The organism is Bradyrhizobium tropiciagri (assembly GCF_018130505.1).
GTDB classification, from domain to species: domain Bacteria; phylum Pseudomonadota; class Alphaproteobacteria; order Rhizobiales; family Xanthobacteraceae; genus Bradyrhizobium; species Bradyrhizobium tropiciagri_B.
In genome coordinates this window covers 181,129-206,815 of record NZ_JAFCKH010000002.1, presented here as the reverse complement: position 1 = coordinate 206,815, position 25,687 = coordinate 181,129, and the positions used below count along the sequence as shown (strand labels likewise).

The following is a 25,687-nucleotide window of genomic DNA, read 5'->3' as shown; positions in this document are numbered from 1 at the left end:
CGAAGGGCCGGATTCGGCCATCGCGATTTTCCACCTGTTGAAATTATTGGACTTTTAACCCCGAATGTTTCGTCGCCGGGCCGCTGACGAAACAATTCTCCCGCTCACGAAACCATTTTCCGCTTTTGGCGCAGACATCCCGAAACCGGCGCTAACTAACAATTCTCCCAACGAACTGCCGCCTAACGGCGAACTGGGAGCCTGTCATGCCGAACGTCATCGCCATCAACGCCGCAGCCAAGAAGCACATTGTCGCTGCCCGCGCGACCTCGGATGAAATGCTGCTCGAGAGTATCGGCAAGGGCGACCGCACTTCGATGCACGTGCTCTATTCCCGCCACAGCGTCCGGGTCTACCGCTTCGTGCTCCGCATGGTGCGCGACACCACGCTGGCTGAAGACCTGGTGAGCCAGGTGTTCCTGGACGTGTGGCGCACCGCCACCCAGTTCGAGGGCCGCTCGCAGGTCTCGACCTGGCTGCTGTCGATCGCCCGCTTCAAGGCGCTGACCGCGCTGCGCCAGCGCAAGCATGAGGACATCGACCAGGAGGACGTGCTGGAGATCGCCGACGGGGCCGACACCCCGGAGACCTCGCTGGACCGCGCCACCACCAGCCAGATTCTGCGCGCCTGCGTCGCCAAGCTGTCGCCGGCCCACCGCGAGATCATCAACCTCGTCTACTACCATGAGAAGTCGGTCGAAGAGGCCGGACAGATCATCGGCATCCCGCAGAGCACGGTGAAGACCCGGATGTTCTATGCCCGCAAGCAGCTCGCCGACCTCCTGAAGGGCGCCGGCGTGGACAGCGTGGCGGCGTAAGACACCGAGAAAACCTTGCGACGAAACAATTGAAACAGACGACGACATCGGCCCGAAAAATTTGCCCGTTATAACCTTTACCGACGACGACGCTTTTTGAACCAACCTCCCAAGTGACCTCCAACGACCCGGCCGGGATGCCCCCCGCCCGGGTCGTTCTCTATTTGGCGCCTGCGCGCATCAGCCCCCTGGCATCGGTCCGGTTTCCGTGATGGCGAGCCACGCCCGCGTCACACAGACGTGAGGCCGCCCGCGAGCGAGCCGCGGTAACAGCGCAAGCCATTTGCCGAAGTACATCAGGCATCCCTGGCACGGCCTTTCCGGCGCGCCGGGATCTGATGGACGGACGACGATGCTCAGCCTTGCTCTTGCCCTGCTTGCCGGTGTCGCCACCGTCGCCGCTCCTTGCACCCTGCCGATGCTGCCGATCCTCCTCGGGGCATCGATAGGCCAGACCGGCAAGGCGCGGCCCGCGATGATCGCGCTCGGTTTCGTGATGTCATTCTCCATCGTGGCATTGCTGCTGAGCGCGATCACGCGCGCCTTCGATTTCGATCCGAACGTGCTGCGCACCGGCGCGGCGATCCTGCTCGCCGGCTTCGGCCTCCTGATGATCTGGCCGGCGCCGTTCGAATGGCTGTCGATCCGGCTCTCCGGCGCGGCCGGCGGCCTCGGTAACGCCGTGCCGTCGCAAAGCCTGTTCGGCGGCTTCGTGCTCGGCACGACACTCGGCCTGGTCTGGACGCCCTGCGCGGGTCCGGTGCTCGGCTCGATCCTGACCATCGTCGCGACCTCGAAGGACACCGCATGGGCGAGCCTGCAGCTCGTCACCTACGCGGTCGGCGCGGCGATCCCGATGCTCGCGATCGCCTATGGCGGCCAGGCCGTCACCACCCGCGTGCGCGGCCTCGCGCGGATCGCGCCGCGCCTGCAGCAGGGCTTTGGCGTCGTGATCATCGCCTTCGCGGCGCTGTCCTACCTGCAATACGACACGCTGATCGTGGCGTGGCTGACGCAATTCTATCCCAACGGCCAGATCGGCCTGTAGATCGAGAGGAGAGTTCGATGCCCCTGCGCCTGATTGCCGTATCCGCCCTCGTTGCCGCGCTTGGCGTCGGCGGCGCCGTGATCCCCGGCATTTGCTCCGAGGCCGACGCGCCGGCCCGGCCAGTGCCGATGCTGACGGCGATGACCGCCGCGCAGACCGAGACCGCGCCGGAGTTCACCGGCATCAACAAATGGTTCAACTCGCAACCGCTCAAGCTCGCCGATCTGCGCGGCAAGGTCGTGCTGGTGGATTTCTGGACCTATGGCTGCGTCAACTGCGTCAACACGCTGCCGCATGTCACGCAGCTTTATGCGAAGTACCGCGATCGCGGCCTCGTCGTGGTCGGCGTCCACACACCGGAATTCCCGTTCGAGCATTCGGCGTCCAACGTGCAGGCGGCGCTGAAGCGCCACGGCATCCTCTATCCGGTGGCGCAGGACAACGATTCGCAGACCTGGAACGCCTACCGCAACCAGTACTGGCCGGCGCAATACGTCATCGACCAGAACGGCAAGATCGTGTTCCAGCACGCCGGCGAAGGCCAGTACGACGAGATCGACCGCACCGTCGCCAAGCTGCTCAACGTCAATAGCTAGGCCATCCCGCCGGGCGTACACCGGTTCGCGCGAAGAAAACGCATCAAAACAAGACTCTAGGAGTTCGCTTCTGATCCCGCAGAAGCCGAACTCCTAGACAATCCGTCCCGTATTGCCGTCACTTCCGGCGTGCTAGGCTCCGCGCCAGAGCAGTGATGGATGGTGCGTGATGTTCGAAGGCTGGGATGCAGTCGCGCTGGCCCGCGCGCAGTTTGCCTTCACGATGTCTTTCCACATCGTGTTTCCGGCGTTCTCGATCGGCCTTGCGAGCTATCTCGCGGTGCTCGAAGCGCTGTGGCTCATCACCAAGCGCGAGGTCTTCATCAACCTGTTCAAATACTGGCTGAAGATCTTCGCGGTCGCGTTCGGCATGGGCGTGGTGTCTGGCATCGTGATGTCCTACCAGTTCGGCACCAACTGGTCCGCCTTCGCCGACAAGACCGGTCCGGTGATCGGCCCGCTGATGGCCTATGAGGTCTTGACCGCGTTCTTCCTCGAGGCCGGCTTCCTCGGCGTAATGCTGTTCGGGCTCGAGCGCGTCGGGCCCCGGCTGCATTTCGTGGCGACGCTGATGGTTGCGATCGGCACGCTGATCTCGGCGTTCTGGATCCTGTCGGCGAATTCCTGGATGCAGACGCCGACCGGCCACGCCATCAACGCCGACGGCCAGTTCGTCGCCGCCGACTGGCTGAAGCTGATCTTCAACCCATCATTCCCCTACCGCCTCGTGCACATGGTGCTGGCGGCCTATCTCACCACCTCGCTGGTGGTCGGCGCGGTCGGCGCCTGGCACCTGCTGCGCGACCAGCATCTGGCCGGCCCGCGCGTGATGTTCTCGATGGCGATGTGGATGGCCACTCTGGTGGCGCCGCTGCAGATCCTGGCCGGGGACCAGCACGGCCTCAACACGCTGGAGCATCAGCCCGTCAAGGTGATGGCGATGGAAGGCCACTTCCAGAGCCATCCGCACGGCGCGCCGCTGGTGCTGTTCGGCTGGCCCGACCAGAAAGACGCCACGGTGAAATACGCGATCGAGGTGCCGAAGCTGTCGTCGCTGATCCTCAAGCACTCGCTCGACGCGCCGCTGGCCGGGCTCGACACCGTGCCGCGTGAGAACTGGCCGCCGGTGCCGATCACCTTCTGGGCGTTCCGCGTCATGGTCGGGCTCGGCTTCCTGATCATGGGGCTCGGCCTGCTCAGCCTGCTGATGCGCGTGCGCGGGATGCTGCATCAGTCGCAGCTGCTGCATCGCTTCGCGGTGGCGATGGGACCGGCCGGCTTCATCGCGGTGCTCGCCGGTTGGATCACCACCGAGACCGGGCGGCAGCCGTTCACCGTCTACGGGCTATTGCGCACTGCCGATTCAGCGTCGCCACTGGCGGCGCCCGCGGTCGGCTCCTCGCTGATTGCCTTCATCATCGTCTATTTCGCCGTGTTCACCGCCGGCGTGATCTACATCCTGCGGCTGATGGCGCAGCCGCCGCAGCCGGGCGAACGCGGCCCGGCGACCGACCTGCCGGCGCGGGCCGCGGGCATCACGCCCGCCGCGGGTGCCGCGGCCGCGGAGGGCGCGCGATGAGCATCGACCTCACCACGATCTGGGCCTTCATCATCGCCTTTGCGGTGTTCGTCTATGTCGTGATGGACGGCTTCGACCTCGGCCTCGGCATCCTGTTTCCGCTGTTTCCGAAGAAGAGCGACCGCGACGTCATCATGAACACCGTGGCGCCGGTGTGGGACGGCAACGAGACCTGGCTGGTGCTCGGCGGCGGCGGCATGATGGCGGCGTTTCCGCTGGCCTATGCGGTGCTGATGCCGGCGCTCTACACGCCGATGATCGTGATGCTGCTCGGCCTCGTGTTCCGCGGCGTCGCCTTTGAATTCCGCTGGCGCACCCAGAAGGAGCGCAACAAATGGGACCTCGCGTTCACCGGCGGCTCGCTGCTGGCGACGCTGGCGCAGGGCATTGCGCTGGGCGCGATCCTGCAGGGCATCAATGTTGCCGGGCGCTACTATGGCGGCGGCTGGTGGGACTGGCTGACGCCGTTCAGCATCCTGACCGGCATTGCGCTGGTGATCGGTTACGCGCTGCTCGGCGCGACGTGGCTGGTGCTGAAGACCGACGGCGAATTGCGCGACCGCGCCTACCGATTGAGCTGGGCGCTGCTGATCGCGATGCTCTGTGCGATCGGCGCCGTCAGCATCGCAACGCCGTTCCTCGCCGTGCAGTACACCCAGCGCTGGTTCGCCTGGCCGAACATCATCCTGACCGCGCCGGTGCCGATCGCGGTCGCCGCCGTCACCGCGCTGTTGCTGCGCGCACTCAGCAATCGTAATGACGTCCAGCCGTTCTTCCTGACGCTGGCACTGTTCGCGCTGTCCTATGCCGGGCTCGGCATCAGCATGTATCCCTACATCGTGCCGCAGAGCATCACGATCTGGCAGGCGGCAGCGCCGCACAACAGCCAGGTCTTCATGCTGTTCGGGGTCTCGATCCTGATCCCGCTGATCCTCGGCTACACCGCCTGGGCCTATTGGGTGTTCCGCGGCAAGGTGCGGCCCGGGCACGGCTATCACTGATGCCGCCGGATCCGCCCACCCGGCCGCTCGGCCAGCGCCTGCTGTGGTTCGTGGCGCTGTGGCTCGGCGGTGTCGGCACCGTGGCGCTGATCTCGTTCGCCCTGCGAATCTGGATCGCACCGAAATAGCGCGCGTGCTGAGGCGCAGGCCGTCGCGGAGCGACAAAAAACGGAAGCATTACAGCGATATACGGGCTGGGTTCGCCCGTAACTTGCCATCAAGCCGTCGCTGGGATTTGATAGTTCCAATTTGGGTGGAGCAACCGTTTGGCTTGCGCGCCAACAAGGAGAGAGTTGCATGACGAGACTTCGTCACCTGGTCTGGATGTTGATCGCCGCGGGCGTCCTCGTGCTGTCGACATCACAGGGCTTCGCCCAGGGCCGCCCGGACGCCGACGAGCCCGGCCTGGTCGCTGACGACACCTACGAGCTCGATCCCGAATGGCAGAAGCAGGTGGTCTACTACCGCACCAATGAGGCGCCGGGCACCATCATCGTCGCCACCGCCGAACGCCACCTCTACCTGGTCCAGGGCAATGGCCGCGCGCTGCGCTACGGCATCGGCGTCGGCCGCGAAGGCTTCCAGTGGCAGGGCCTCGTCACCATCACCCGCAAGGCCGAGTGGCCGGACTGGGTGCCGCCGCCCGAGATGATCCAACGCCAGCCCTATCTGCCGCGCTTCATGGCCGGCGGCCCCGGCAACCCGCTCGGCGCCCGCGCCATGTATCTCGGCACCACGGTCTACCGCATCCACGGCACCAACCGGCCCGACACGATCGGCACCGCCGTCTCCTCGGGCTGCTTCCGCCTGGTCAACAACGACGTCGCCGACCTCTACAACCGCGTGCCGGTCGGCACCAAGGTGATCATCCGCCAGAAGCCCGAGCTCTAATCGTCAACCCGCCTTCGACATCCGTCCGTTTTCCCGGTCATTCGCGAGAGAAAATCCATGCGCACATTTCGAGGCGGCCTGATCATCGGGCTCGCGGTCGCCGTGCTGGTGGCGGCCGCGGCCGTCACCTATGAGCGTTACGACACCAAGACGCTGAAGCGCACCCAGCGCCGCGGCGAGGTGTTGTGCGGCGTCAACAAGGGCCTGCCCGGCTTCTCGATCCCGGACGACAAGGGCAAGTGGACCGGCTTCGACGTCGATTTCTGCCGCGCGGTCGCCGCCGCGATCTTCGACGATCCGTCGAAGGCGAAGTTCGTTCCGCTCGACGCCGGCGAGCGGTTCAAGGAGCTGCAGAATCGCACGGTCGACATCCTGTCGCGCAACACCACCTGGAGCATGTCGCGCGAGACCGATTACGACTTCTATTTCCCGGCGGTCGCCTATTATGACGGCCAGGGCTTCATGATCCCGCGCTCGCGCAACATCGATTCCGCGCTGGACCTGAACGACAGCAAGGTCTGCGTGCAGGGCAACACCACGACCCAGCTCAACCTCGCCGACTATTTCCGTGCCAACAACATGAAGTACACGGAGATGAAGTTCGACAAGCTGGACGACGTCGTGAAGGCCTACAATTCCGGCCAGTGCGACACGCTGACGTCGGACGCCTCGCAGCTCTATGCGCTGCGGCTCAATCTCAGCAAGCCGAACGATCACATGATCCTGGCCGACATCATCTCCAAGGAGCCGCTGGCGCCGGTGGTCCGCCAGCGCGACGACGACTGGATGATGATCGTGAAGTGGACGCTCTACGCCATGATCAACGCCGAGGAGCTCGGCGTCACCTCGAAGAACATCGACGAGGCGCTGAAGTCGAAGAAGCCTGAGGTGATGCGGCTGGTCGGCACCGAGGGCGCCTATGGCGAGAATCTCGGCCTGACCAAGGACTGGGCCGCCCGCATCATCCGCCATGTCGGCAATTACGGCGAGATCTACGACCGCAACGTCGGTGCCGATTCCAAGCTGAAGATTCCGCGCGGCATGAACCAGCTCTGGAACGCCGGCGGCGTGCAGTACGCACCGCCTATCCGGTGATCGGCAGTCTTTACCGAAGGCCGCGCCGCATCCTCCGCCGTCATCACCCGGCTTGACCGGGCGATCCAGTACGCCGCGGCCTCTCGGCTCAAGCACAGCCGCCTCTGGGATACTGGATCGCCCGGTCGAGCCGGGCGATGACACCGTTTTTGTGGTGGCGTACGTGCCCCTAGGCCGGCGCTCAATACCCCTTGCCGCGTGCGAGCTGGTCGGCGTGGTAGTTGCTGTCGCCGAGCAGTTCCTGGCAGACGCGGGCGCGCTTCATGAAGAAGCCGATGTCGAACTGGTCGGTCATGCCCATGCCGCCGTGCATCTGCACGCCTTCCTGCACCGCCAGCGTCGCCGTGGTGCCGGCGCGCGCCTTTGCCACTGCGACGGCGGTGCCGGCCTTGCCCACGTCAGCATCGAGCGCCTGCAGCGCCTTGAGCACCGCGGCGCGGGTGATCTCGATGTCGATGTAGAGCTGGGCGGCGCGGTGCTGCAGCGCCTGGAATTCGCCGATCGCCTTGCCGAACTGCTTGCGCTCCTTCAGATAAGTCACGGTGCGACCGAACACCTCTTCGGAGAGGCCGACCATTTCGGACGCCACCGTTCCGCGGCCGATATTGAGCACGCCTTCGAGCAAGCCAAAACCCTGATCGACCTCGCCGAGCACGCTGTCGGCATTGACCTCGACATTGTCGAACACGATGCGCGCCGCGTTGTGGGAATCGACCATCGCGGTGCGCTCGACCGCGAGCCCCTTCGCCTTCGGATCGACCAGGAACAGCGTGATCCCGTCCTTCTCGCCGGCGCTGCCCGCGCTGCGCGCGGCGACGATAAGCAGATCAGCGGTGTGGCCGTCGACCACGAACGCCTTTTCGCCGGAGAGCTTGAAACCGTTGCCCGAGCGCGTCGCCACGAGTTTGGTCTGCAGCGGGCGATGTTTTGCGCCCTCGTCGATCGCGAGTGCCACCAGCAACGATCCGTCGGCGATCTTCGGTAAATGCTGCTTCTTCTGGGCCTCGCTGCCGCCGCGCGACAATGCCGAGGCGGCGAGCACCGAGGTCGCAAAAAACGGCGACGGCATCAGGGTGCGGCCGATCTCCTCCATCACGATGCCGGCCTCGACGCAGCCGAGCCCGCTGCCGCCGAACTGCTCCGGCACCAGCAGGCCGGCGAAGCCCATCTCGGCAAAGGTCTTCCAGAGCTCGCGCGAGAAGCCGTCGGCATCCTTGGCATCGCGCAGGCCGCGCAGATGCGCCACCGGCGCCTTGTCGCTGATGAGGCCGCGCGCGCTGTCGCGCAGCATGGATTGTTCTTCGGTGAGGACGAGAGCCATGGGGAATCCGATCTAACGTTCCAAGCAAGTGTCTCTGAGTTCGTCATTCCGGGGCGATGCGCGGCATCGAACCCGGAATGACGGTGCGGCAATCACGCTCCCGGCAGATCCAGGATGCGCTTGGCGACGATGCCGAGCATCACCTCTGACGTACCGCCCTCGATCGAGTTGGCCTTGGTGCGCAGCCAGGCGCGCGGGCGGGCGCCGCTCTTGGAGCGCTCGCTTTCCCACTCCAGCGCATCGATGCCGCCGGCCGACATCAGGATCTCGTAGCGGCGCTTGTTGAGCTCGGTGCCGTAATATTTCATCGCCGAGGAGAACGCCGGATGCGACTGCCCGGCCTTGGCGAGATCGACCGCGCGCTCCGCCGCCGCGGCAAGCGCGGCCTCGTCCACCTCGAAGCTCGCGATCTGGCTGCGCAGCTGCGCATCGTCGAGCTTGCCTTGCGCATCGGCGCCGATCGAATCGGCGGCGATCTGGCCGAGCGGACGGCCGACGCCGCGCTCGCCCATGCCCGAGATCATCGCGCGCTCATGCTGCAGCAGGTATTTTGCGACATCCCAGCCGCGGTTGACGGTACCGACCACATGCGACTTCGGCACGCGCACATTGTCGAAGAAGGTCTCGCAGAACGGTGAATAGCCGGAGATCAGCAGGATCGGCTTTGTCGTCACGCCCTTCGACGTCATGTCGAACAGGATGAAGCTGATGCCGTCATGCTTCTTGGCCGCCGGATCGGTGCGCACCAGGCAGAAGATCCAGTCGGCGTAGTTGGCATACGACGTCCAGATCTTCTGGCCGTTGATGATGTAGTCGTCGCCGTCGCCGACCGCGCGGGTCTGCAGCGAGGCGAGGTCGGAGCCGGCGTTCGGCTCGGAATAGCCCTGGCACCAGCGGATCAGGCCCGCGGTGATCTTCGGCAGATGCTCCTTCTTCTGCTCCTCGGTGCCGTATTTCAGCAGCGCCGGCCCGAGCATGGAGATGCCGAACGAGGTCAGCGGCTGGCGCGCGCCGATCGCCGCCATCTCCTGGCGCACGATCTTGGCTTCCTCACCGTCGAGGCCGCCGCCGCCATATTCCTTCGGCCAGTGCGGCACGGTCCAGCCCTTGTCGCGCATCCGCTCGAACCAGACACGCTGCGCCTCGGAGGAGAATTTCGTGTTGCGGCCACCCCAGAAGGTGTCGCCGTCCGAGCTCATCGGCTTGCGCATCTCCGGCGGGCAGTTCTGCTCCAGCCAGGCGCGGGTCTCACTGCGGAATGTCTCGAGGTCAGCCATGGTCGTTTCCGGTCGAATGTGACGAATTGAAATCGACCTTAGCCACCACACCGTGGAATTCAATATGTCTCGCGGCCGCGCCATGCTCTGGCGTCGGTGGTCAGGCTGCGTGATCGGGTGTATCGGCGAGACAGGTAACAATTGAAAAACAAGAGGAAACGGACATGCGGCTCAAACTGCTTTCGCCTAGCGAAATGAACGCCGCCCAAAAACAAACCTACGACGAGTCGATCGCCGGCAAGCGCGGCGCGCCGCCGGCGCCGATGATGGCCTGGCTCAACAGCCCGGAGATGGCGCGACACGCCACGCGGCTCGGCGAGGTGCTGCGCTTCGACACGGTGTTTCCGGCAAAACTGTCGGAGATCGCGATCCTGGTCACCGCGCGGCACTGGACCGCGCATTACGAATGGTATGCCCACAAGCGACTGGCGCTGAAGGGCGGCATGGATCCGAAGCTGATCGAGGACATCCGCGTCCGCCGCACGCCGACCTTCGACGACCCCAAGGCGAAGATGATCTACGACGTCGCCAAGGCCCTGCACGAGGGACGCGGCCTGCCGAAGCCGCTGTACGACGAGGCGGTCGAGGTCCTGAGCCTGCGCGGCGTGGTCGAGATCATCGGCCTGTGCGGCTACTACACGATGGTGTCGATGACGCTGAACACGTTCGACTTCGAGCTGCCCGGCGGGGAGCTGTCCGAGCTGGCGTAGAGTATCTCCGGAAACCTTGCGTTTCAGGATCGACCGCTCTGACATCGGCAAATCCGGACTATATCATTGGCGAAGCCTCGCCCTGACGGCGAGGCATTGACGCCAACGGAGCCGGACATGCCGCAAAATCCTCCCATCATCGCGGGCACGCGGATCGGGCATGTCCATCTCAAGGTCGCCGATCTCGACCGCGCGCTCGGCTTCTATTGCGGCGTGCTCGGCTTCGAGCTGCAGCAGCGGATGGGCTCGGGCGCGGCGTTCATCTCGGCAGGCGGCTATCACCATCACATCGGGCTGAACACCTGGGAGAGCAAGGGCGGCCATCCGCCGCCGCCGGGCACCACCGGCCTGTTCCACACCGCGATCCTTTACCCGACCCGCCCGGCGCTGGCCGATGCGCTGCACCGGGTGCTGTCGGCCGGCATCCAGCTCGACGGCGCCAGCGACCACGGCGTCAGCCAGGCGCTCTACCTGCGCGATCCCGACGAGAACGGCGTCGAGCTGTATTGGGACCGCCCCGAGGCCGAGTGGCCGCGCGACGGTGGCAAGCTCGCGATGTTCACGCGGCGGCTTGATGTCGAGGAGTTGCTGAAGCAGCGGGCAGTGTAATCTTGTAGCCCGGATGGAGCGCAGCGTAATCCGGGGTCGCTTTGTCCGCGGATAGACCTGTCCCGGATTGCGCTGCGCGCCATCCGGGCTACAAGGCTACGGCTACGTCCGCCGGCGGATCATGATCGTCACCGCGGCGATCATCTCGAGGCCGATGCAGCCGTAGAACGGCAGCGCGTAGCTGCCGGAGAGGTCGCGCAGCAGCCCGACCACGCCGGGGCCGAACGCATAGGTGATCTGGTTGATCGCCGTGATCAGGCTGACCAGCACCCCAAACGACCGCGGATCGAACTCGCGCTGCACGATCAGCGCCGGCAGCGTGATCAAATTGCCGACCGAGAAGCCGAACAGCGCGCAGGCCGCGATCTGCGCGATGTCGTTGTGCACGTTGATGATGACGGCGAGCGCGACCGCCTGGCTGACGAACGACAGCGCCGAGGCGAGCCGCTGGTTGAGGCGGTCGATCACGAAGGAGAACGAGACGCGGCCGACCACCGCCATCGCAGTCAGCAGCGCCATCGCCACCGTCGCGCGCTCGCGGCCGATCACCTGGTCGAGATAGGCGATCAGATGCACGATGAAGCCGACCTGGGCGAACAGCACGAGCGCGAAGGCAATTGAGACCGAGAGGAAGCTGACGTCGCGCAACGCCCGCGCGCGCACCTGCGTTGCCGAGGGCGCGTCGGCCGCGGCCGCCGTCACCCCATGCAGATGCGCCGGCGGCCGGCCGACGAATAGCAGGATCACCGGCACCATCACCACGACCAGCAGCACGGCGGCGGCGATCATCGCGCCGGAGAAACCGAAATAGCCGATCCCGGTCACCAGCAGTGGCACGCCGACGATGCCGCCGAAGCTGGCGCCGTTCAGCGCCAGGCTGATCGCCATGCCGCGCTTCTTGTCGAACCACAGGCCGAGCGTGTTGGTGATGATGCCGAGGCTGGTGCCGGCCCAACCGAACGCCAGCAGCGCGTTGGCGAGATAGAGCTGCCAGGGTTCGCGCACCTCGCCGATCGCAACGGCCGCGACCGCCATCGCGAGCGTACCTGCTATCAGGCAGCTGCGCGCGCCGAATGCCCTGATCGCCTCGCTGACGAAGGCGACCAATGCCGCGCCGAACAGATAGAAGAACGTCGTGCCCGACGAGATCAGCGAGGCCGGCCAGCCGTGCAACCGCTGCAGCTCCGCGACATAGACGCTCTGCCCGTAGAAGCCGAGACCCCAGCCGAAGGTCGCCAGCAGGAAGCAGACCGCGACGATGCGCCAGCCCTCGTAGCGCAGCGCGGCTTCGTCGTGCGGGGAGTATGAGGACGCGTCCATTTCTTGCTCTTGCTTCTCACATCATCATGGCCGGACCAACCGGTTCTCACGATGCAGGAAGCCTTGATGTAAGGAGCCTTGCAAGCCGATCATTTCGATCCAGATCGAAATGTCAGCAGCTGGCAGCAAGAGGCTTTTGTTGTTTGACGCGTTTTCTTGACGCGAACCGGTATCCACTTCGCTCGAAAACGCTCTATATGCTCGACCCCGGCATCTCATCCACCTCGCGCAATTTCGCGCGGCGCTGCGCAAACGAGGCCAGCGACAGCGCAACGAGGCCGAGCAGCACCGGCGGAAACACCACCATGTTGACGGCATTCCAGCCGTAATGCGCGAGCAGCTGGCCGGACGAGAACGAGCCGACCGCCATCATGCCGAACACCAGGAAATCGTTGAACGCCTGCACCTTGTTGCGCTCCTGCGGCCGGTGCGTCTCCAGCACCAGCGCCGAGGCGCCGACAAAGGCGAAGTTCCAGCCGACTCCGAGCACGACCAGCGTCGCCCAGAAGTGCGGCGCCGTGATGCCCGACAGCCCGATCATCGCGGCGACCGCTTCGAGCGCCAGTCCGAGCCCGACGATGAGCGGCGCGCCGAACCGCGCGATCAGCGATCCCGTGAAGAAGCTCGGGCCGTACATCGCGACGATGTGCCACTGAATGCCGAAATTGGAATCGCTCACCGTCAGCCCGCACATCTTCATCGCGAGCGGCGCCGAGGTCATCACGAGGTTCATCATCGGGTAGGCGATCACGCCGCACAGCGCCGCGGCGATGAAGCGCGGCTGCCGTGCGATCTCGAGCAGCGGACGGCCGCCATGCAGGTCCGCTGCCGCGGGCTTGGGCGCGTCGACGCCCGACAGCACGGCCATCGCCACCAGCGCGACGAGGGCCTGCATCACGAAGGAGAACGCGAACAGATAGGGCGGCCAGATGTCCATGGTCCACTGCACGAGCTGCGGCCCGAGCACGCCGGCGAACACGCCACCCGCCATCACCCAGGACACCGCCTTGGGCCGGAACGCGACGCTGGCACCATCGGCCGCGGCGAAGCGATAGGACTGCGCGACCGAGCCATAGAGCCCGCCGAGGAACGTCGCGGCGCAGAACAGCCAGAACGACGAATGCAGGATCGCCCAGGCGCCGAGCGCACCGGTCAGCGTGCCGCAGAACGTGCCGATGATGAAGGCGACCCGCCGGCCATAGGCGCGCGAGATCGCTCCGGTCGGCAGCGTGCCGGCGGCCATCCCCAGCACATACATCGAGAGCGGCACGGTCGCGAGCGAGACGGACGGCGCCAGCGTCGCGCCGACGATCGAGCCGGTGGCGAAGATCACCGCCGAATTCGCCCCGGTCAACGCCTGCGCCGCCGCGAGCCGCCACACATTGCTGCGCGCCCGCGCATCGTCGGCGGTCTCGTCAGAAGCTGTCACGTCGATCATCGGCCTTCCCGCCAGGCAGGCCCCGGCAGGAGCCATGAATGGCTGCCACTATGCGGAGGCGGGGTACGTGGATCAACCGACGCAAACGGGCGCAGGCCATGCGGGGAACGCACGGAGGGGCGCCGCGCTCGCCGCTCAGGACGCCGGTATCACTGCAAATCCCGTCATCCTGAGGTGCGAGCTCTTGCGAGCCTCGAAGGATGCACGGCCACCAGCCGGGCCGTCGACCCTTCGAGACGCGCTGCGCGCTCCTCAGGGTGACGGGGTGAGAGCTTGGCGCAGTTCGGCGATGACATTCTACCGCGCCCCCTTCTTCCCCGCCTTCTCCGCGCGTATCGCGCCGGTCTTGTGCACCTTGGAGCGCGGGCCGATCGGGGCGCCACGGGGATAGCCGCCGGGCCATTCCAGCGCCAGCGAACTGGCGAAGCCGAAGAAGCTGGAGCGGCTCATGCCGAGCTCGGCGGCGCGCTTGTCGATCCGCGCGATCAGGCTCTTCGGCAAATAGACATTCACCCGTTCGGATGGATCGGGCGGATCGACGCCGACGATGAAATAGGCGGCGACGTCGGAGCCCTTGGGCGGCACGATCTGAGCGATCGGGGTCGGCTCCGGCAGCACGCGCCCCTGCTCGACCCAGCCGTCGACGGCCTGCGCCAGCGCACGTTCGGCGCGCTCGATCGCCTCTTCCTGCGATTTGCCGCCGGCCACGCAGCCGGGGAAATCGGGAAACCAGGCGCCGAACGCGCCGCGGGACCCGCGCTCCAGCACCGCCGGATAAAGCCGCTTCTTCATTCTGGCCTCCGTCCTGCGAGTATGCTATTTCACACACAAGCGTGTGTCAAATAACACATCACTGGAATTGCAGGGAGCCGCCGGACCATGGATCCGCAAGCCGAACTCCGCATTATCCGCGCCGCCTATGCCAAGCAGATCCTCGCCGCCGCCAATGTCGGCAGCCCGCGGCTTGCCGCGGCGCTCGCCGCCGTTCCGCGCGAGGACTTCGTCGGCGAGGGGCCGTGGCTGATGCTGCGCTGGCTGTCGCCAGACTATGTCCCGACGCCGGATGCCGACCCGGTCTATCTCTACACCAACGATCTGGTCGCGCTGGTCCCCGAGCGCCGGCTCAACAACGGACAGCCGTCGCTGCACGCCTATCTGATGCACCACGCTGCACCGGCCGCCGGCGAGCACGTGGTGCATGTTGGGACCGGCACCGGCTACTACACCGCGCTGGTCGCGCATCTCGCCGGACCGGCCGGCCGCGTGACGGGCATCGAATTCGATGCGGAGCTTGCCGCACGCTCACGCGCCAACCTTGCATCTTACGCCAATGTCGAGATCATCCAGGGCGACGGCACGCAGGTCGCGTTCGATCCGGCCGACGTCATCTATGTCAACGCCGGCTGCACGCAGCCTGCCGCACGATGGCTCGACGGCCTCGCCGACGGCGGCCGCCTGATCCTGCCGCTGACCTCGGATGACGGATTCAAGAGCGGCAACCTGCAGCGGATAGCGCGGTCAGGCGCCGTGTTCCTGATCCGGCGCGACGGACCGGATTATCACGCGAGCTGGATTTCGCCGGTCGCGATCATCCCCTGCGACGGCGGCCGGAACGAAGCCTCGGAAAAGGCACTGGCGGAAGCCTTCGCCCGCGGCGCCTGGGAGAAGGTGACGCGGCTGTATCGCAATCGGGACGTCCCGGACGAGCGCTGCTGGGTTCGCGGCGATGGATGGTGCCTGGCCTACGACTGAGCTGCATCCTTGCGGACGAACATCAAGATCATGTTGTTGGCCGGCATCTCGAACGTATCGGCCAAGCGCAGGCCGACGCCGTCGGCCAGCGTCTCCAGATCGGCGATGTCGCGCACGCCCCATTCCGGATCGCGTTCGCGCAGCGATGTGTCGAACACCGCGTTGCTCAGCGCGGTGTGCTTGCCGTCGCGCTTGAACGGGCCGTAAAGAAACAGCCGCCCGTCGCCGCGCAGATGCCGCGCCGCGCCGGCGAACAGGCCCTCGGCGACGCGCCAGGGCGCGATGTGGATGACGTTGGCGCAAAAGATGGCGAGCAGTTTGTCCGGACCTTTGCCGTCCGGCGGCGCCGGCGACCATGCCGGATCGGACAGGTCGATCGGCTGCGGCGGCCGGATGTTGGCGAGGCCGGCATGGGCGCGCCAGGCCGCGATGCTGCGCAGATGCGCGGCGCTCAGATCGCTCGGCCACCAGATGATCTCGGGCGTCTGACCGGCGAAATGCACGACATGCTGACCGGTGCCGCTGCCGGCCTCCAGCACGTCGCCGGACCGGCCGGCGAGGAAGTCCTTCAGGACCGCCCAGATCGGCTGATGGTTGCGGTGGAACGCAGCGGCATCGAGCCTGCCGTCCGGCTCGAGCGGGCTGCCATCCTTGCCGAACTCCACCACGAATTCCGCCACCGCACTTCTCCTGTTCAGGCGATTGTAGGTCGCGGATGCGCAATCCGCAAAGGCGGAACCGAGCGCAATATATCTACCCCGTCATCCCCGCGCAAAGGCGAAGCCTTTGTCGCTGGAGGCGCGAGCGCAGCGAGCCTCGAAGGATGCACGGCCACCAGCCGGGCCGTCGACCCTTCGAGACGCGCTCCGCGCTCCTCAGGGTGACGGGTATGGTCCTGTGCAGCGGTCCGGGTCACCATCATTAACCGCGCTCCCGCCACGCCCATTCTCCAGATTGCCAGCCGATGGCCTTTGTGCTTTCCACTTCTTATATTGCGATGGGATCATCGAGATTGAAGCCCGGGAAACGTCCTTGATCGCCACCTTCTCCAAGCCGATCCTCCTGCTGGCGCTGCTGGCAGGCACCGCGATGGCTGCGCCTGCGCGGGCCCAATCCGCCGCCGAGGGCCAGAAGCTCGCCTTCGACCGCGGCAAGGGCAATTGCCTGACCTGCCATGTGATCAAGGGCGGCGATCTGCCGGGCACGATCGGCCCCGAGCTGAGCGGCCTCAAGGCGAAATACAGCCGCGACGAGTTGATCGCGATCGTGTCCGACGAAACCAAGCGCAACCCGCAGACGGTGATGCCTCCGTTCGGCCGCAACCGGATCCTGAGCGAGCAGGAGATCGGCGCGGTGGTGGATTTCCTGCAGACGCTATGACGTCGCTTGAACGAGTTTTGTGTTGAGGAGTTTTCGATGAGCATCACGAGCAACGAGTTTTCGCCCGCGCGCCGCCTGGTGCTGAAGGGCGCCGGCATTGCCGCGCTGATCGGCCTCGGCGTCGTTCCGTTCGGCGTGCCGCAGGCGCTCGCCGCCGCCAACGACGCCTATCCGGCCGACGCGTTCAAGCAGAAGAGCGAGGCCGATGCGATCAAGGCGCTCTACGGCAAGAGCCCGGAACCGTCGGACAAGGTGAAGATGGACGCGCCCGAGATTGCCGAGAACGGCGCCGTGGTGCCGATCTCGGCCAGCACGACGCTGGCGGACGTCACCTCGATCTCGTTCCTGGTCACCGAGAACCCTATCGCGCTGGTGGCTTCCTACAAGATCCCGGCCGGCACGGTGCCGAACGTCGCCAACCGCATCAAGATGGCGAAGACCAGCAATGTGACCGTGATTGTCGAGGCCGGCGGCAAGCTCTACAGCGCGGTCAAGGAAATCAAGGTGACCGTCGGCGGCTGCGGCGGCTGATCGCGCATCCGCGAACGAAAAGGAAGCAAACCGATGGCATCGAGCATTCGCGTGCGCGCCACCTCGAACGGCGACACCACCGAGGTGCAGGCGCTGATCCAGCACCCGATGGATTCCGGCTTTGTCAAGGACGCCAAGGGCGAGATCATTCCGCCGCACTTCATCACACAGCTCACCTTCGAATATCAGGGAAAGCCGGTGTTCCTCGCCGACTGGGGCGGCGGCGTCTCCAAGGATCCTTATGTCAAGTTCGCCTTCAAGGGCGGCAAGAAGGGCGACGAGCTCAAGGTCAGCTGGGTCGACAACAAGGGCGCGACCGACAGCACCACGGCGAAGATTCAATGATGCGTCTTGCAATTCGCGCTGCGATCGCAGCGTTCGCCGTGCTGGCGCTCGCGCCGGCGGCGCGTGCGGCCGGCACCGTCGATCCCGTCGCCGACAAGGCCGCGTTCCAGAAATTCTTCACCGATAAATTCCCCAAGCTGAAGCTGGAGGATTTCGTCAACGGTCCCTATTCGATGAACGAGGACCTGCACAAGCAGTGGGAAGAGAAGGAGCAGTTTCCGCCCTACGAGTTCTCGCTCGAGGCCGGCAAGGAAATGTTCGCCAAGCCGTTCAAGAACGGCAAGACCTATGCGGATTGCTTCCCCAACAAGGGCATCGGCATCCGCCAGGACTATCCTTATTTCGACGAGAAGGAAGGCAAGGTCATCACGCTGGAGCTTGCGCTCAACCGCTGCCGCGAGGCCAACGGCGAGACGCCCTATTCCTACGTAAAGGACGAGATGGCGGCGCTCACCGCCTACATGGCCTACACCTCGCGCGGCAAGCCGATGAACATCAATATCCCGAACGATCCCCGCGCGCTGGAGGCCTACCAGAAGGGCAAGGAGTATTTCTACACCCGCCGCGGCCAGCTCAATTTCTCCTGCGCCACCTGCCATGTGCAGAGCCCCGGCGAGCGGATCCGTGCCGAGGTGCTGGCGCCGGCGCTCGGCATCCTGAATGCGATGCCGATCTATCGCTCGGAATGGAGCGGCATGGGCACCACCAGCCGCCGCTTCACCACCTGCAACAGCCAGATCCGCGGCGTGCCGCTCAACCCGCAGGACGACGAGTACCGCAACCTCGAATACTACCTGTCCTATGTCAGCAATGGGCTGCCGATCTCGGGTCCGGGAGCAAGACCATGAGCGCGGCCATGATGATGACGCGAATTCTCGCCGCATCGGTGCTGCTGACGGCAACCGCGACCGTCGCCCTCGCCGCCTCCGAGGCCGACTACAAGGCGGCCTATGCCGCCGCCGAAGCCGCCAACAAGGAAGCGGGCGGCCTGCGCAACCAGTGGACCACCACAGCCGCGACGCTCGCCGCCGCAAAAAAGGCCGGAGATGCTGGTGATTTCGACACCGCAGTGACCAGGGCCACAGAAGCGGAAGCGTTGGCCAAGGCATCGATCTTCCAGGCCACCAGCGAAAAGGAACGCTGGAAGGACCTGGAAATTCGCTGAGTCAGGAAGGCACCGGCGGAGGGTTCCCTCCCCCTTGTGGGGATAGAGCCCCACCACCGCCCGCGTGGCATCCAACCAAGTGCCGGGAGAGTGATGATCATCCGCCGCCGGGAATTGCTGAAGGGTGCGGCCGCCGCGACGCTGTCGGCCGGGCTGCCGCGGCTTGCGCGCGGCGCCGACACCGCCAGCGTCTACGACCTCGAACGCTTCGGCAACGCCCGCATCCTGCACATCACGGACACCCATGCGCAGCTGAGGCCGGTGTTCTTCCGCGAGCCCAGCGTCAACATCGGCGTCGGCGCGATGGCCGGCCAGCCGCCGCATCTGGTCGGCAAGGCCTTCCTCGATCGCTTCGGCATCCGGCCCGACAGCGCCGATGCCTATGCCTTCACCTGCGTCGAGTTCGAGAAGGCGGCGGCCCGCTTCGGCCGGCTCGGCGGCTTCGCGCACCTGAAGACGCTGATCGACAAGCTGCGCGCCGATGTCGGCGAGCGCCGCACCCTGCTGCTCGACGGCGGCGACCTCTGGCAAGGCACCGGGCTCGCCAATGCCATGAAGGGCGCCGACATGGTAGAGGCCGCCAATTTGCTCGGCATCGAGGCGATGACCGGGCATTGGGAATTCACCTATGGCGAAGCGGTGCTGCGCGACAATCTTTCGCGCTTCAAGGGCGAGTTCCTGGCGCAGAACGTGTTCCTGACCGAAGAGGCCGCGTTCAACGACGCCAAGGCGTTCGATCCGGCCTCGGGGCGGGTGTTCAAGCCGTCGATCGTCAAGGAGATCGGCGGCCACCGCGTCGCGATCATCGGCCAGGCCTTCCCCTATGTGCCGATCGCGCATCCGAAGCGCTTCACGCCGGACTGGACCTTCGGCATCCGCGACGAGGAACTGCAGAAGCTCGTCGACAACCACCGCAACAACGACAAGGTCGATGCGGTGATCCTGCTGTCGCACAACGGCATGGATGTCGATCTCAAGCTCGCCGGCCGCGTCACCGGCATCGACGTCATCCTCGGCGGCCACACCCATGACGCGATCCCGCTGCCGATCACGGTGACCAATGCCGGCGGCGTCACGCTGGTGACCAATGCCGGCTCCAACGGCAAGTTCATCGGCGTGCTCGATCTCGACCTCGCCAAGGGCAAGGTCGCCAATGTCCGCTACCGGCTGCTGCCGGTTTTCGCCGAGTTGCTGAAGCCCGAACCGGCGATGCAGGCGCTGATCGACAAGATGCGCCAGCCCTACATCGACGATTGGGACGACAAGCTCGCCGCCGCCGACCGCCTGCTCTACCGCCGCGGCAATTTCTCCGGCACCGTCGACCAGCTGATCTGCGACGCGCTGCAGAGCGAGCTTGAAGCGGAGATCGCGCTGTCGCCCGGCTTCCGCTGGGGCCTCACGACGCTCGCCGGCCAGCCGCTGACCATGGAAGACGTGCTGTCGGAAACCGCGATCACCTATCCGGAGACCTACGTCGCCAGCATGACCGGCAGCCAGATCAAGGATGTGCTGGAAGACGTCTGCGACAATTTGTTCAACGCCGATCCTTACTATCAGCAGGGCGGCGACATGGTCCGCGTCGGCGGCCTCGCCTACACCTGCACGCCCGGCGAATCCGTCGGCAAGCGCATTTCCGAGCTGAAGCTCGGCAACGGCAAGCACCTCGAAGCCGGCAAGAGCTACAAGGTCGCGGGCTGGGCCTCGGTCAACCAGCAGAGCGGCGCGCCGGTCTGGGATGTCGTGGCCAAGCATTTGCGCGCCGGCCGGCCGCCGAACCGCGACGCGCCGGGCGTGACGCTGAACGGCGTCGAGGACAATCCGGGCATCACGAGGCTGGGATGACGCGGCGGGGATCGCGGCTGCCGTAGCTGCCTCACCGTCATTGCGAGCGAAGCGAAGCAATCCATGCTTTGCCGCGGGGAAAGAATGGATTGCCGCGTCGCTTCGCTCCTCGCAATGACGGAGTGAGGGCGGCGCTCACATTGAGAGATATTTGCCATGCTTCGCCGTTTCGTCACAGCTGCCGCGCTTTCGCTCACGCTCGCAACCGCCGCACTTGCCGCCGACAAGCCGCATCGCGTCGCCATCCAGGTCGACCAGAACGACCCGCAGGTGATGAATCTGGCGCTCAACAACGCGACCAACGTCCTCGAGTACTACCGCGCGAAGAACGAGGACGTGGAGGTCGACATCGTCACCTACGGCCCCGGCCTGCACATGCTGCGCAGCGACACCTCGCCGGTGCAGGATCGCATCAAGCGGCTGAGGGATCTCGCCTTCCCGAGCAAGATCCAGTTCTCCGCCTGCAACAACACCAGGCAGGGGATGGAGAAGGCCGAAGGCCACGCCATCTCCGTAATCCCGGACGCCACCATCGTACCATCAGGCGTCGTGCACCTGATGGAGCTGCAGGAGCAGGGCTGGAGCTACATCCGGCCGTGAGAGGCCCTTCAGAATTAGAGCCGTCACCCTGAGGGTAACGGAGACGGGATTCCTACGGGGGATGGATTTGCTTTGAGTCGGCCCTATCTATGGAATAATCTCCTCCTGGAGACTCGGTCCATAGAACAGGTGAGCCGCCATGATCTTTCGTCAGCTCTTCGACAGCGTGTCCGGCACCTATAGCTACCTGCTCGCGAGCCGCGCCGGCGGTGAGGCGCTGATCCTCGATCCGGTGCTCGAGAAGGCCGACCGCTACTGCAAGCTGCTGCAGGAACTCGACCTCCGCCTGGTCAAGGCGGTCGACACCCATCTGCACGCCGATCACGTCACCGGCCTCGCCGAGCTGCGCGACCGCACCCAGTGCATCACCATCATGGGCGAGCAGAGCAAGGCCGACGTGGTCTCGATGCGCGTCTCCGACGGCGACAAGGTCACGATCGAGGGCCTCTGCCTCGATGCGATGTACACGCCGGGCCACACCGACGATTCCTATAGCTACCTGATGGGCGACCGCGTGTTCACCGGCGACACGCTGTTGATCCGCGGCACCGGCCGCACCGATTTCCAGAACGGCAGCGCGCGGGCGCAATACGATTCGATCTTCAACCGGCTGCTGAAGCTGCCGGACGAGACCATGGTGTTCCCCGCGCATGACTACAAGGGCGACACTGTCTCCACCATCGGCGAGGAGAAGCGCTACAATCCGCGGCTGCAGGTGAAATCGATCGACGATTACGTCGAGCTGATGAACAACCTCAATCTGCCGAACCCGAAGCTGATGGACGTGGTGCTGCCGGCCAACATGCATGTCGGCCTGCACCAGGACGAGCTCGCCAAGGAAGGCCTTTCGCTCACCGCGGGCGACGCCATATCGAGCCTTGGCCGGCCCGACATCCTGTTGGTCGACCTGCGCGAGGCTGGCGAACGCGCCAAGCACGGCACGCTCGCCGGAGCGCTGCACGCGCCCTATCCCGGGATCTGCGCCACGCTGCAGCCCGGCGGCATGCTGCGTGAGGTGGCGGCCGCCACCGGTCGCCGCGTCGTGTTCTTCTGCGCCTTCGGCGAGCGCTCCGCGATGGCGGTCGCCGCCGCCAAGAAGGCCGGGCTGGCGAACACCGCGCATATCGAAGGCGGCATCGACGCCTGGAAGAAGGCCGGCGGGCCGGTGGTGATGGGCTAGCAGCAGAATAAGTATCAGGCCGTCACCCTGAGAGGATGCGATCCGTCATCCCCGCGCAAAGGCTTTGCCTTTGCGCGGGGATGACGGAAACTTGAGGCGGGCGCGCTTGGAAGCCGCGATCAGGCCTGTAGCCCGGATGCAGCGCAGCGCAATCCGGGGCATCGCATCCGCGGTCACGACGGCCCCGGATTTCGCTTCGCTGCATCCGGACTACGCAGTCACCGCGTCACGCGCTGCAACTCCTCCGTCAGCCTATCCAGCGCGTCGGCGAGCATCACGCCGCCGCAGACCGTGAGGCGCTCGGGCAGCACGATGCGCTTGTCGGGCGGATAGAAGCGCTCAAGCGCGGGGTGCAGCAGGAAGGCGCGGCCGTCGTCCTCGGCGCGGTCGCCGGCTTCCGCCACCAGGATGAAATCCGGCCGCAGTTTGACAATCGCCTCCAGCGAGGCAAAGCCGCCGGCGCCGATGCCGAGTTCGCCGGCAGCGTTGGAAAGACCGACCTCTTGCAGCAGCGAATTGATCAGGCTGGACTCGCCGGAGACGAAGCCGCGCCGCTCCAGCGGCAGCACCCGATAGTGACGGCCGCTCGCCGCGACCCGCGCGCGGCCGATCGCGGCATCGAGCCGCGCGATCTCGCTAGCCGCGCGATCCGGATGCTGCACCACCTCGCCCATCGCGCGGATCTGCGCCTTCACCTCGTCGAGCGTGCGCGGCACCGTGAACTCGACGAGATGCAGCCCGTTGGCCTTCAGCAGCTCGCGCGTCGCGCGCTTGTCGAACAGACTGACGACGACGATGTCCGGCCGCAACACCAGCACGTCCTCGGCCTCGCCGGAGAGCCGCGGATAGTTACGCGCCTTGTCGGCCGCCCAGGATTGCCACGCATCGCGCGAGAACCGGCTGAGCCCGAGGATCTGGTCGGGATCGGCCAGCGACAGAACGAGTTGGTCGCTGCAGACGTTCATCGAGACGATGCGCGGGCCGGCGGCCGATGAGGTGACGCACGACATGAGCCACGCTGCAACCGCCAGCGCTGCAAGCTGTAGGCGCATCAGGCGTCCGCCCATGGCACGATGACGGCCTCGCGCTGATACTCCGCACGATAGGCGCTGATGCGGAACACATCGGCCATCACCGCCTCCGACAGCGCATCACGAGGTGCGCCCTGCGCCGCCAGCCGCCCTTCCGACAGCACCAGCACATCATCGGCGAAGCGCGCGGCGAGGCCAAGATCATGCGTCACCACGACCACCAGCACGCCGGTGTCGGCGACGTTGCGCAGCTTCTGCATCACGTCGATCTGGTGGCGCGGGTCGAGCGATGCGGTCGGCTCGTCGGCGAGGATGACGGGCGCTTCGACCGCGAGCACGCGCGCCAGCGCGACGCGGCTGCGTTCGCCGCCGGAGAGCTCGGTGACGCGGCGGTCGGCGAACGCAGTGACATCCACCGCCTGCATCGCCCGTAACACCGCCTCCACGTCTTTCTGCGACAGCCGTGCCGGATCGGTCGCGCCATGCGGATAGCGGCCGAGCGCCACGATATCGCGCGACGGCAGCGGCCAGTGCACCATGTGGCCCTGCGGCAGATAGGCGAAGCGTTTTGCGCGCTCGCGCAGCGGCAGCCGTGCCAGCGCATCGCCGCCGATCCGGATCTCGCCGCTGGAGGGGATCAACCCGGCCAGCGCGCGCAACAGCGTGGTCTTGCCGGCGCCGTTCGGGCCGACCAGCGCGACCAGATGCCCCGCTGCCAGCGACAGCGAGATGTCGTGCAGCACTTTTCGAGTGCCGAGGGATGCATTGAGACCGGTGGCGGAGAGCAGCGTCATGCCACGCCCCCGCCGAGCGCGCGGCGCTCGCGCATGATCAGATACAGGAAGAACGGCACGCCAATGATCGAGGTGAGTACACCGACCTTGATGTCCGAGGTCGAGGGGATGATACGAACAGCGATATCGGCCGCAAGCAGTAGCGCCGATCCCGCCAGCGCGCTCGGCACCAAAAGCCGCGCCGGATCGTGACCGATCACGGGGCGCATCAGATGCGGCGCCACGAGGCCAATGAAGCCGATCGTGCCGGTCACCGCGACCGCGCCGCCGACGCCGAGCGCGACGCCCGTGATCACGAGCAGCCGCAAGCGCCCGATATCGACGCCGAGGCTCTGGGCCGCCTCCTCGCCCAGCGTCAGCGCGCGGAAGGCGCTGGCTTGGCTGAGCAGGATCACAGCGCCGGCGACGATGAAGGGGAGCGCCAGCGCGACGTGCTGAAAACTGCGGTCCTCCAGCGAGCCGAGCAGCCAGAATGCGATCTCCAGCACGACGAAGGGATTGCTGGAGAGGTTCATCACCAGTGCGGTGGCGGCGCCCGCGAAGCTCGAGATCGCGAGCCCTGCGAGGATCAGGATCAACAGCCCGGCATTGCGGCCGGCGATCGCCAGCAGCGCGAACACCGAGCCGAACGCGGCGACGATCGCCACCACCGGCAGCGCGTAGGAACGCACATCGGCAAGCCCGAGCGAGATCACCAGCACCGCGCCGAACGCTGCCGATTGCGGCGCGCCGAACAGCGACGGCGAGGCCAGCGGGTTGCGCAACAGCCCCTGCAGCGCCGCGCCGGAGAGGCCGAGAATGCCGCCGATGGCAAAGGCCAGGATGGTGCGCGGCAAGCGGATCTCGCGGACGATCACCTGCGCCACGTCGCTGCCGCCGCCGAACAACGCCTCGGTCACGGCCAGCGGCGACAGCCGCACCGGCCCGATGCCGAGCGAGATCAGCGCCAGCAGCACCGCGAGCGCGGCCAGCGCCGCGGTGGCGCCCCACCGGCGCCGCGCCGCGACCTCGGAGGCCAAAGCAAAATCCTGCACGCTCATCGCTCAATGCTCTGACAGCGATCGCCGTGGCAGACAAGCGACACACGGCAAAAACCGCAGCCGCCGGGCCGCCGCCCCGCGGCCGCCGGGATTGACTTTGGGTCCCCGCCGCCCGCTAGATGCCGCGGACGGTTCCTCATTCGGGATCAAAAGGGAATGCGGTACGGGGAAAACTTTCCCCAACGCCGCGGCTGCCCCCGCAACTGTAGGCGGTGAATCCTTCGTCACAGGCCACTGGGAATCTCGGTCCTGGGAAGGCGACGAAGGGTAACGACCCGCGAGCCAGGAGACCTGCCGTCAACCGTGGTCACACGCGACGATGTC

General features: G+C 66.0%; 28 protein-coding genes and 1 riboswitch. Of the genes, 19 read left to right on the top strand and 9 right to left on the bottom strand.

The genetic code is table 11. The features are described from left to right. The first annotated feature begins 206 nt into the window (after positions 1 to 206). From JQ633_RS05245 to JQ633_RS05210, 8 genes are all read left to right on the top strand, one after another. Positions 207 to 818: a sigma-70 family RNA polymerase sigma factor gene (locus tag JQ633_RS05245; protein WP_211983158.1), complete on the top strand. Its 612-nt coding sequence runs from the start codon at positions 207 to 209 to the stop codon at positions 816 to 818. A gap of 352 nt (positions 819 to 1,170) precedes the next feature. Then, on the top strand, positions 1,171 to 1,866 hold the full coding sequence (locus JQ633_RS05240; protein ID WP_211983156.1) for a cytochrome c biogenesis CcdA family protein: 696 nt from the start codon (positions 1,171 to 1,173) through the stop codon (positions 1,864 to 1,866). Between the two features lie 17 nt (positions 1,867 to 1,883). Next, positions 1,884 to 2,462 (top strand): thioredoxin family protein, encoded by a 579-nt coding sequence (locus tag JQ633_RS05235; protein ID WP_211983154.1) that lies wholly within the window; start codon positions 1,884 to 1,886, stop codon positions 2,460 to 2,462. Between the two features lie 169 nt (positions 2,463 to 2,631). Beyond that, positions 2,632 to 4,041, top strand: coding sequence for a cytochrome ubiquinol oxidase subunit I (locus JQ633_RS05230; RefSeq protein ID WP_211983152.1), 1,410 nt, complete (start codon positions 2,632 to 2,634; stop codon positions 4,039 to 4,041). After that, entirely contained in the window at positions 4,038 to 5,042 is a 1,005-nt protein-coding gene (cydB, locus tag JQ633_RS05225; protein WP_211983150.1) for a cytochrome d ubiquinol oxidase subunit II, read from the top strand. The genes JQ633_RS05230 and cydB overlap by 4 nt, the downstream gene beginning before the upstream one ends. Continuing rightward, entirely contained in the window at positions 5,042 to 5,170 is a 129-nt protein-coding gene (locus JQ633_RS05220; RefSeq protein WP_211983148.1) for a DUF2474 domain-containing protein, read from the top strand. The genes cydB and JQ633_RS05220 overlap by 1 nt, the downstream gene beginning before the upstream one ends. A 169-nt stretch (positions 5,171 to 5,339) precedes the next feature. Beyond that, positions 5,340 to 5,933: a L,D-transpeptidase gene (locus JQ633_RS05215; protein WP_211983146.1), complete on the top strand. Its 594-nt coding sequence runs from the start codon at positions 5,340 to 5,342 to the stop codon at positions 5,931 to 5,933. 57 nt (positions 5,934 to 5,990) lie between these two features. After that, positions 5,991 to 7,028 (top strand): amino acid ABC transporter substrate-binding protein, encoded by a 1,038-nt coding sequence (locus JQ633_RS05210; RefSeq protein WP_211983138.1) that lies wholly within the window; start codon positions 5,991 to 5,993, stop codon positions 7,026 to 7,028. Between the two features lie 181 nt (positions 7,029 to 7,209). Here JQ633_RS05210 and JQ633_RS05205 read toward each other — a convergent pair whose 3' ends face one another. Both JQ633_RS05205 and JQ633_RS05200 read right to left on the bottom strand, forming a co-directional pair. Further along, positions 7,210 to 8,349 (bottom strand): acyl-CoA dehydrogenase family protein, encoded by a 1,140-nt coding sequence (locus JQ633_RS05205; protein WP_211983136.1) that lies wholly within the window; start codon positions 8,347 to 8,349, stop codon positions 7,210 to 7,212. Positions 8,350 to 8,441: 92 nt separating this feature from the next. Beyond that, positions 8,442 to 9,626: an acyl-CoA dehydrogenase family protein gene (locus JQ633_RS05200; RefSeq protein ID WP_211983134.1), complete on the bottom strand. Its 1,185-nt coding sequence runs from the start codon at positions 9,624 to 9,626 to the stop codon at positions 8,442 to 8,444. 164 nt (positions 9,627 to 9,790) lie between these two features. On the opposite strand from JQ633_RS05200, the gene JQ633_RS05195 reads away from it, so the two are divergent. Next, the gene (locus JQ633_RS05195) at positions 9,791 to 10,336 is read left to right on the top strand and encodes a carboxymuconolactone decarboxylase family protein (RefSeq protein ID WP_211983132.1); all 546 of its coding nucleotides are present in this window, start codon (positions 9,791 to 9,793) and stop codon (positions 10,334 to 10,336) included. A gap of 117 nt (positions 10,337 to 10,453) precedes the next feature. Beyond that, the gene (locus JQ633_RS05190) at positions 10,454 to 10,945 is read left to right on the top strand and encodes a VOC family protein (protein ID WP_211983130.1); all 492 of its coding nucleotides are present in this window, start codon (positions 10,454 to 10,456) and stop codon (positions 10,943 to 10,945) included. Positions 10,946 to 11,047: 102 nt separating this feature from the next. On the opposite strand, the gene JQ633_RS05185 is transcribed toward JQ633_RS05190, so the two are convergent. From JQ633_RS05185 to JQ633_RS05175, 3 genes are all read right to left on the bottom strand, one after another. Continuing rightward, positions 11,048 to 12,265 (bottom strand): MFS transporter, encoded by a 1,218-nt coding sequence (locus JQ633_RS05185; RefSeq protein WP_211983128.1) that lies wholly within the window; start codon positions 12,263 to 12,265, stop codon positions 11,048 to 11,050. Positions 12,266 to 12,458: 193 nt separating this feature from the next. Further along, a complete protein-coding gene (locus tag JQ633_RS05180; RefSeq protein WP_211983126.1) occupies positions 12,459 to 13,703 on the bottom strand; it encodes an MFS transporter in 1,245 nt (414 codons plus the stop codon). A gap of 297 nt (positions 13,704 to 14,000) precedes the next feature. Next, positions 14,001 to 14,495: a type II toxin-antitoxin system HicB family antitoxin gene (locus JQ633_RS05175; protein WP_211983124.1), complete on the bottom strand. Its 495-nt coding sequence runs from the start codon at positions 14,493 to 14,495 to the stop codon at positions 14,001 to 14,003. Positions 14,496 to 14,582: 87 nt separating this feature from the next. Between JQ633_RS05175 and JQ633_RS05170 the strand changes: the two genes are divergently transcribed. After that, positions 14,583 to 15,455: a protein-L-isoaspartate O-methyltransferase family protein gene (locus tag JQ633_RS05170; RefSeq protein ID WP_211983122.1), complete on the top strand. Its 873-nt coding sequence runs from the start codon at positions 14,583 to 14,585 to the stop codon at positions 15,453 to 15,455. On the opposite strand, the gene JQ633_RS05165 is transcribed toward JQ633_RS05170, so the two are convergent. Further along, positions 15,446 to 16,135, bottom strand: coding sequence for a DUF938 domain-containing protein (locus tag JQ633_RS05165; RefSeq protein ID WP_211983114.1), 690 nt, complete (start codon positions 16,133 to 16,135; stop codon positions 15,446 to 15,448). The genes JQ633_RS05170 and JQ633_RS05165 overlap by 10 nt on opposite strands. Positions 16,136 to 16,544: 409 nt before the next feature. On the opposite strand from JQ633_RS05165, the gene soxX reads away from it, so the two are divergent. The 8 genes from soxX to JQ633_RS05125 all read left to right on the top strand — a co-directional run bounded on the left by soxX (position 16,545) and on the right by JQ633_RS05125 (position 22,498). Beyond that, positions 16,545 to 16,835: a sulfur oxidation c-type cytochrome SoxX gene (gene soxX, locus JQ633_RS05160; protein WP_211984113.1), complete on the top strand. Its 291-nt coding sequence runs from the start codon at positions 16,545 to 16,547 to the stop codon at positions 16,833 to 16,835. Positions 16,836 to 16,871: 36 nt separating this feature from the next. After that, positions 16,872 to 17,366 carry a thiosulfate oxidation carrier protein SoxY gene (gene soxY, locus JQ633_RS05155; RefSeq protein WP_211983112.1) on the top strand — a complete coding sequence of 165 codons (495 nt, stop codon included), beginning with the start codon at positions 16,872 to 16,874 and terminating at the stop codon, positions 17,364 to 17,366. Positions 17,367 to 17,399: 33 nt separating this feature from the next. Then, on the top strand, positions 17,400 to 17,711 hold the full coding sequence (gene soxZ / locus JQ633_RS05150; protein ID WP_211983110.1) for a thiosulfate oxidation carrier complex protein SoxZ: 312 nt from the start codon (positions 17,400 to 17,402) through the stop codon (positions 17,709 to 17,711). Beyond that, positions 17,711 to 18,559, top strand: coding sequence for a sulfur oxidation c-type cytochrome SoxA (gene soxA / locus JQ633_RS05145; protein WP_211984111.1), 849 nt, complete (start codon positions 17,711 to 17,713; stop codon positions 18,557 to 18,559). The genes soxZ and soxA overlap by 1 nt, the downstream gene beginning before the upstream one ends. Positions 18,560 to 18,573: 14 nt before the next feature. Continuing rightward, entirely contained in the window at positions 18,574 to 18,876 is a 303-nt protein-coding gene (locus JQ633_RS05140; RefSeq protein WP_211984110.1) for a hypothetical protein, read from the top strand. Positions 18,877 to 18,969: 93 nt separating this feature from the next. After that, positions 18,970 to 20,718 (top strand): thiosulfohydrolase SoxB, encoded by a 1,749-nt coding sequence (soxB, locus tag JQ633_RS05135; protein ID WP_211983108.1) that lies wholly within the window; start codon positions 18,970 to 18,972, stop codon positions 20,716 to 20,718. Between the two features lie 156 nt (positions 20,719 to 20,874). Further along, complete coding sequence (locus JQ633_RS05130) at positions 20,875 to 21,318, top strand: DsrE family protein (protein ID WP_211983106.1); 444 nt, start codon at positions 20,875 to 20,877, stop codon at positions 21,316 to 21,318. Between the two features lie 139 nt (positions 21,319 to 21,457). After that, entirely contained in the window at positions 21,458 to 22,498 is a 1,041-nt protein-coding gene (locus JQ633_RS05125; RefSeq protein WP_211983104.1) for an MBL fold metallo-hydrolase, read from the top strand. Between the two features lie 218 nt (positions 22,499 to 22,716). Here JQ633_RS05125 and JQ633_RS05120 read toward each other — a convergent pair whose 3' ends face one another. Genes JQ633_RS05120 through JQ633_RS05110 form a run of 3 tightly spaced genes read right to left on the bottom strand, consistent with a single transcriptional unit; the run spans position 22,717 to position 25,363 of the window. Continuing rightward, complete coding sequence (locus tag JQ633_RS05120; protein ID WP_249158839.1) at positions 22,717 to 23,508, bottom strand: ABC transporter substrate-binding protein; 792 nt, start codon at positions 23,506 to 23,508, stop codon at positions 22,717 to 22,719. A 41-nt stretch (positions 23,509 to 23,549) separates the two neighbouring features. Continuing rightward, positions 23,550 to 24,323, bottom strand: a complete 774-nt coding sequence (locus JQ633_RS05115) for an ABC transporter ATP-binding protein (protein WP_211983100.1) — start codon at positions 24,321 to 24,323, stop codon at positions 23,550 to 23,552. After that, complete coding sequence (locus tag JQ633_RS05110; RefSeq protein ID WP_211983099.1) at positions 24,320 to 25,363, bottom strand: FecCD family ABC transporter permease; 1,044 nt, start codon at positions 25,361 to 25,363, stop codon at positions 24,320 to 24,322. The genes JQ633_RS05115 and JQ633_RS05110 overlap by 4 nt, the downstream gene beginning before the upstream one ends. Before the next feature lie 112 nt (positions 25,364 to 25,475). Then, positions 25,476 to 25,676: riboswitch (cobalamin riboswitch) on the top strand. The last annotated feature ends 11 nt before the right edge of the window (positions 25,677 to 25,687 follow it).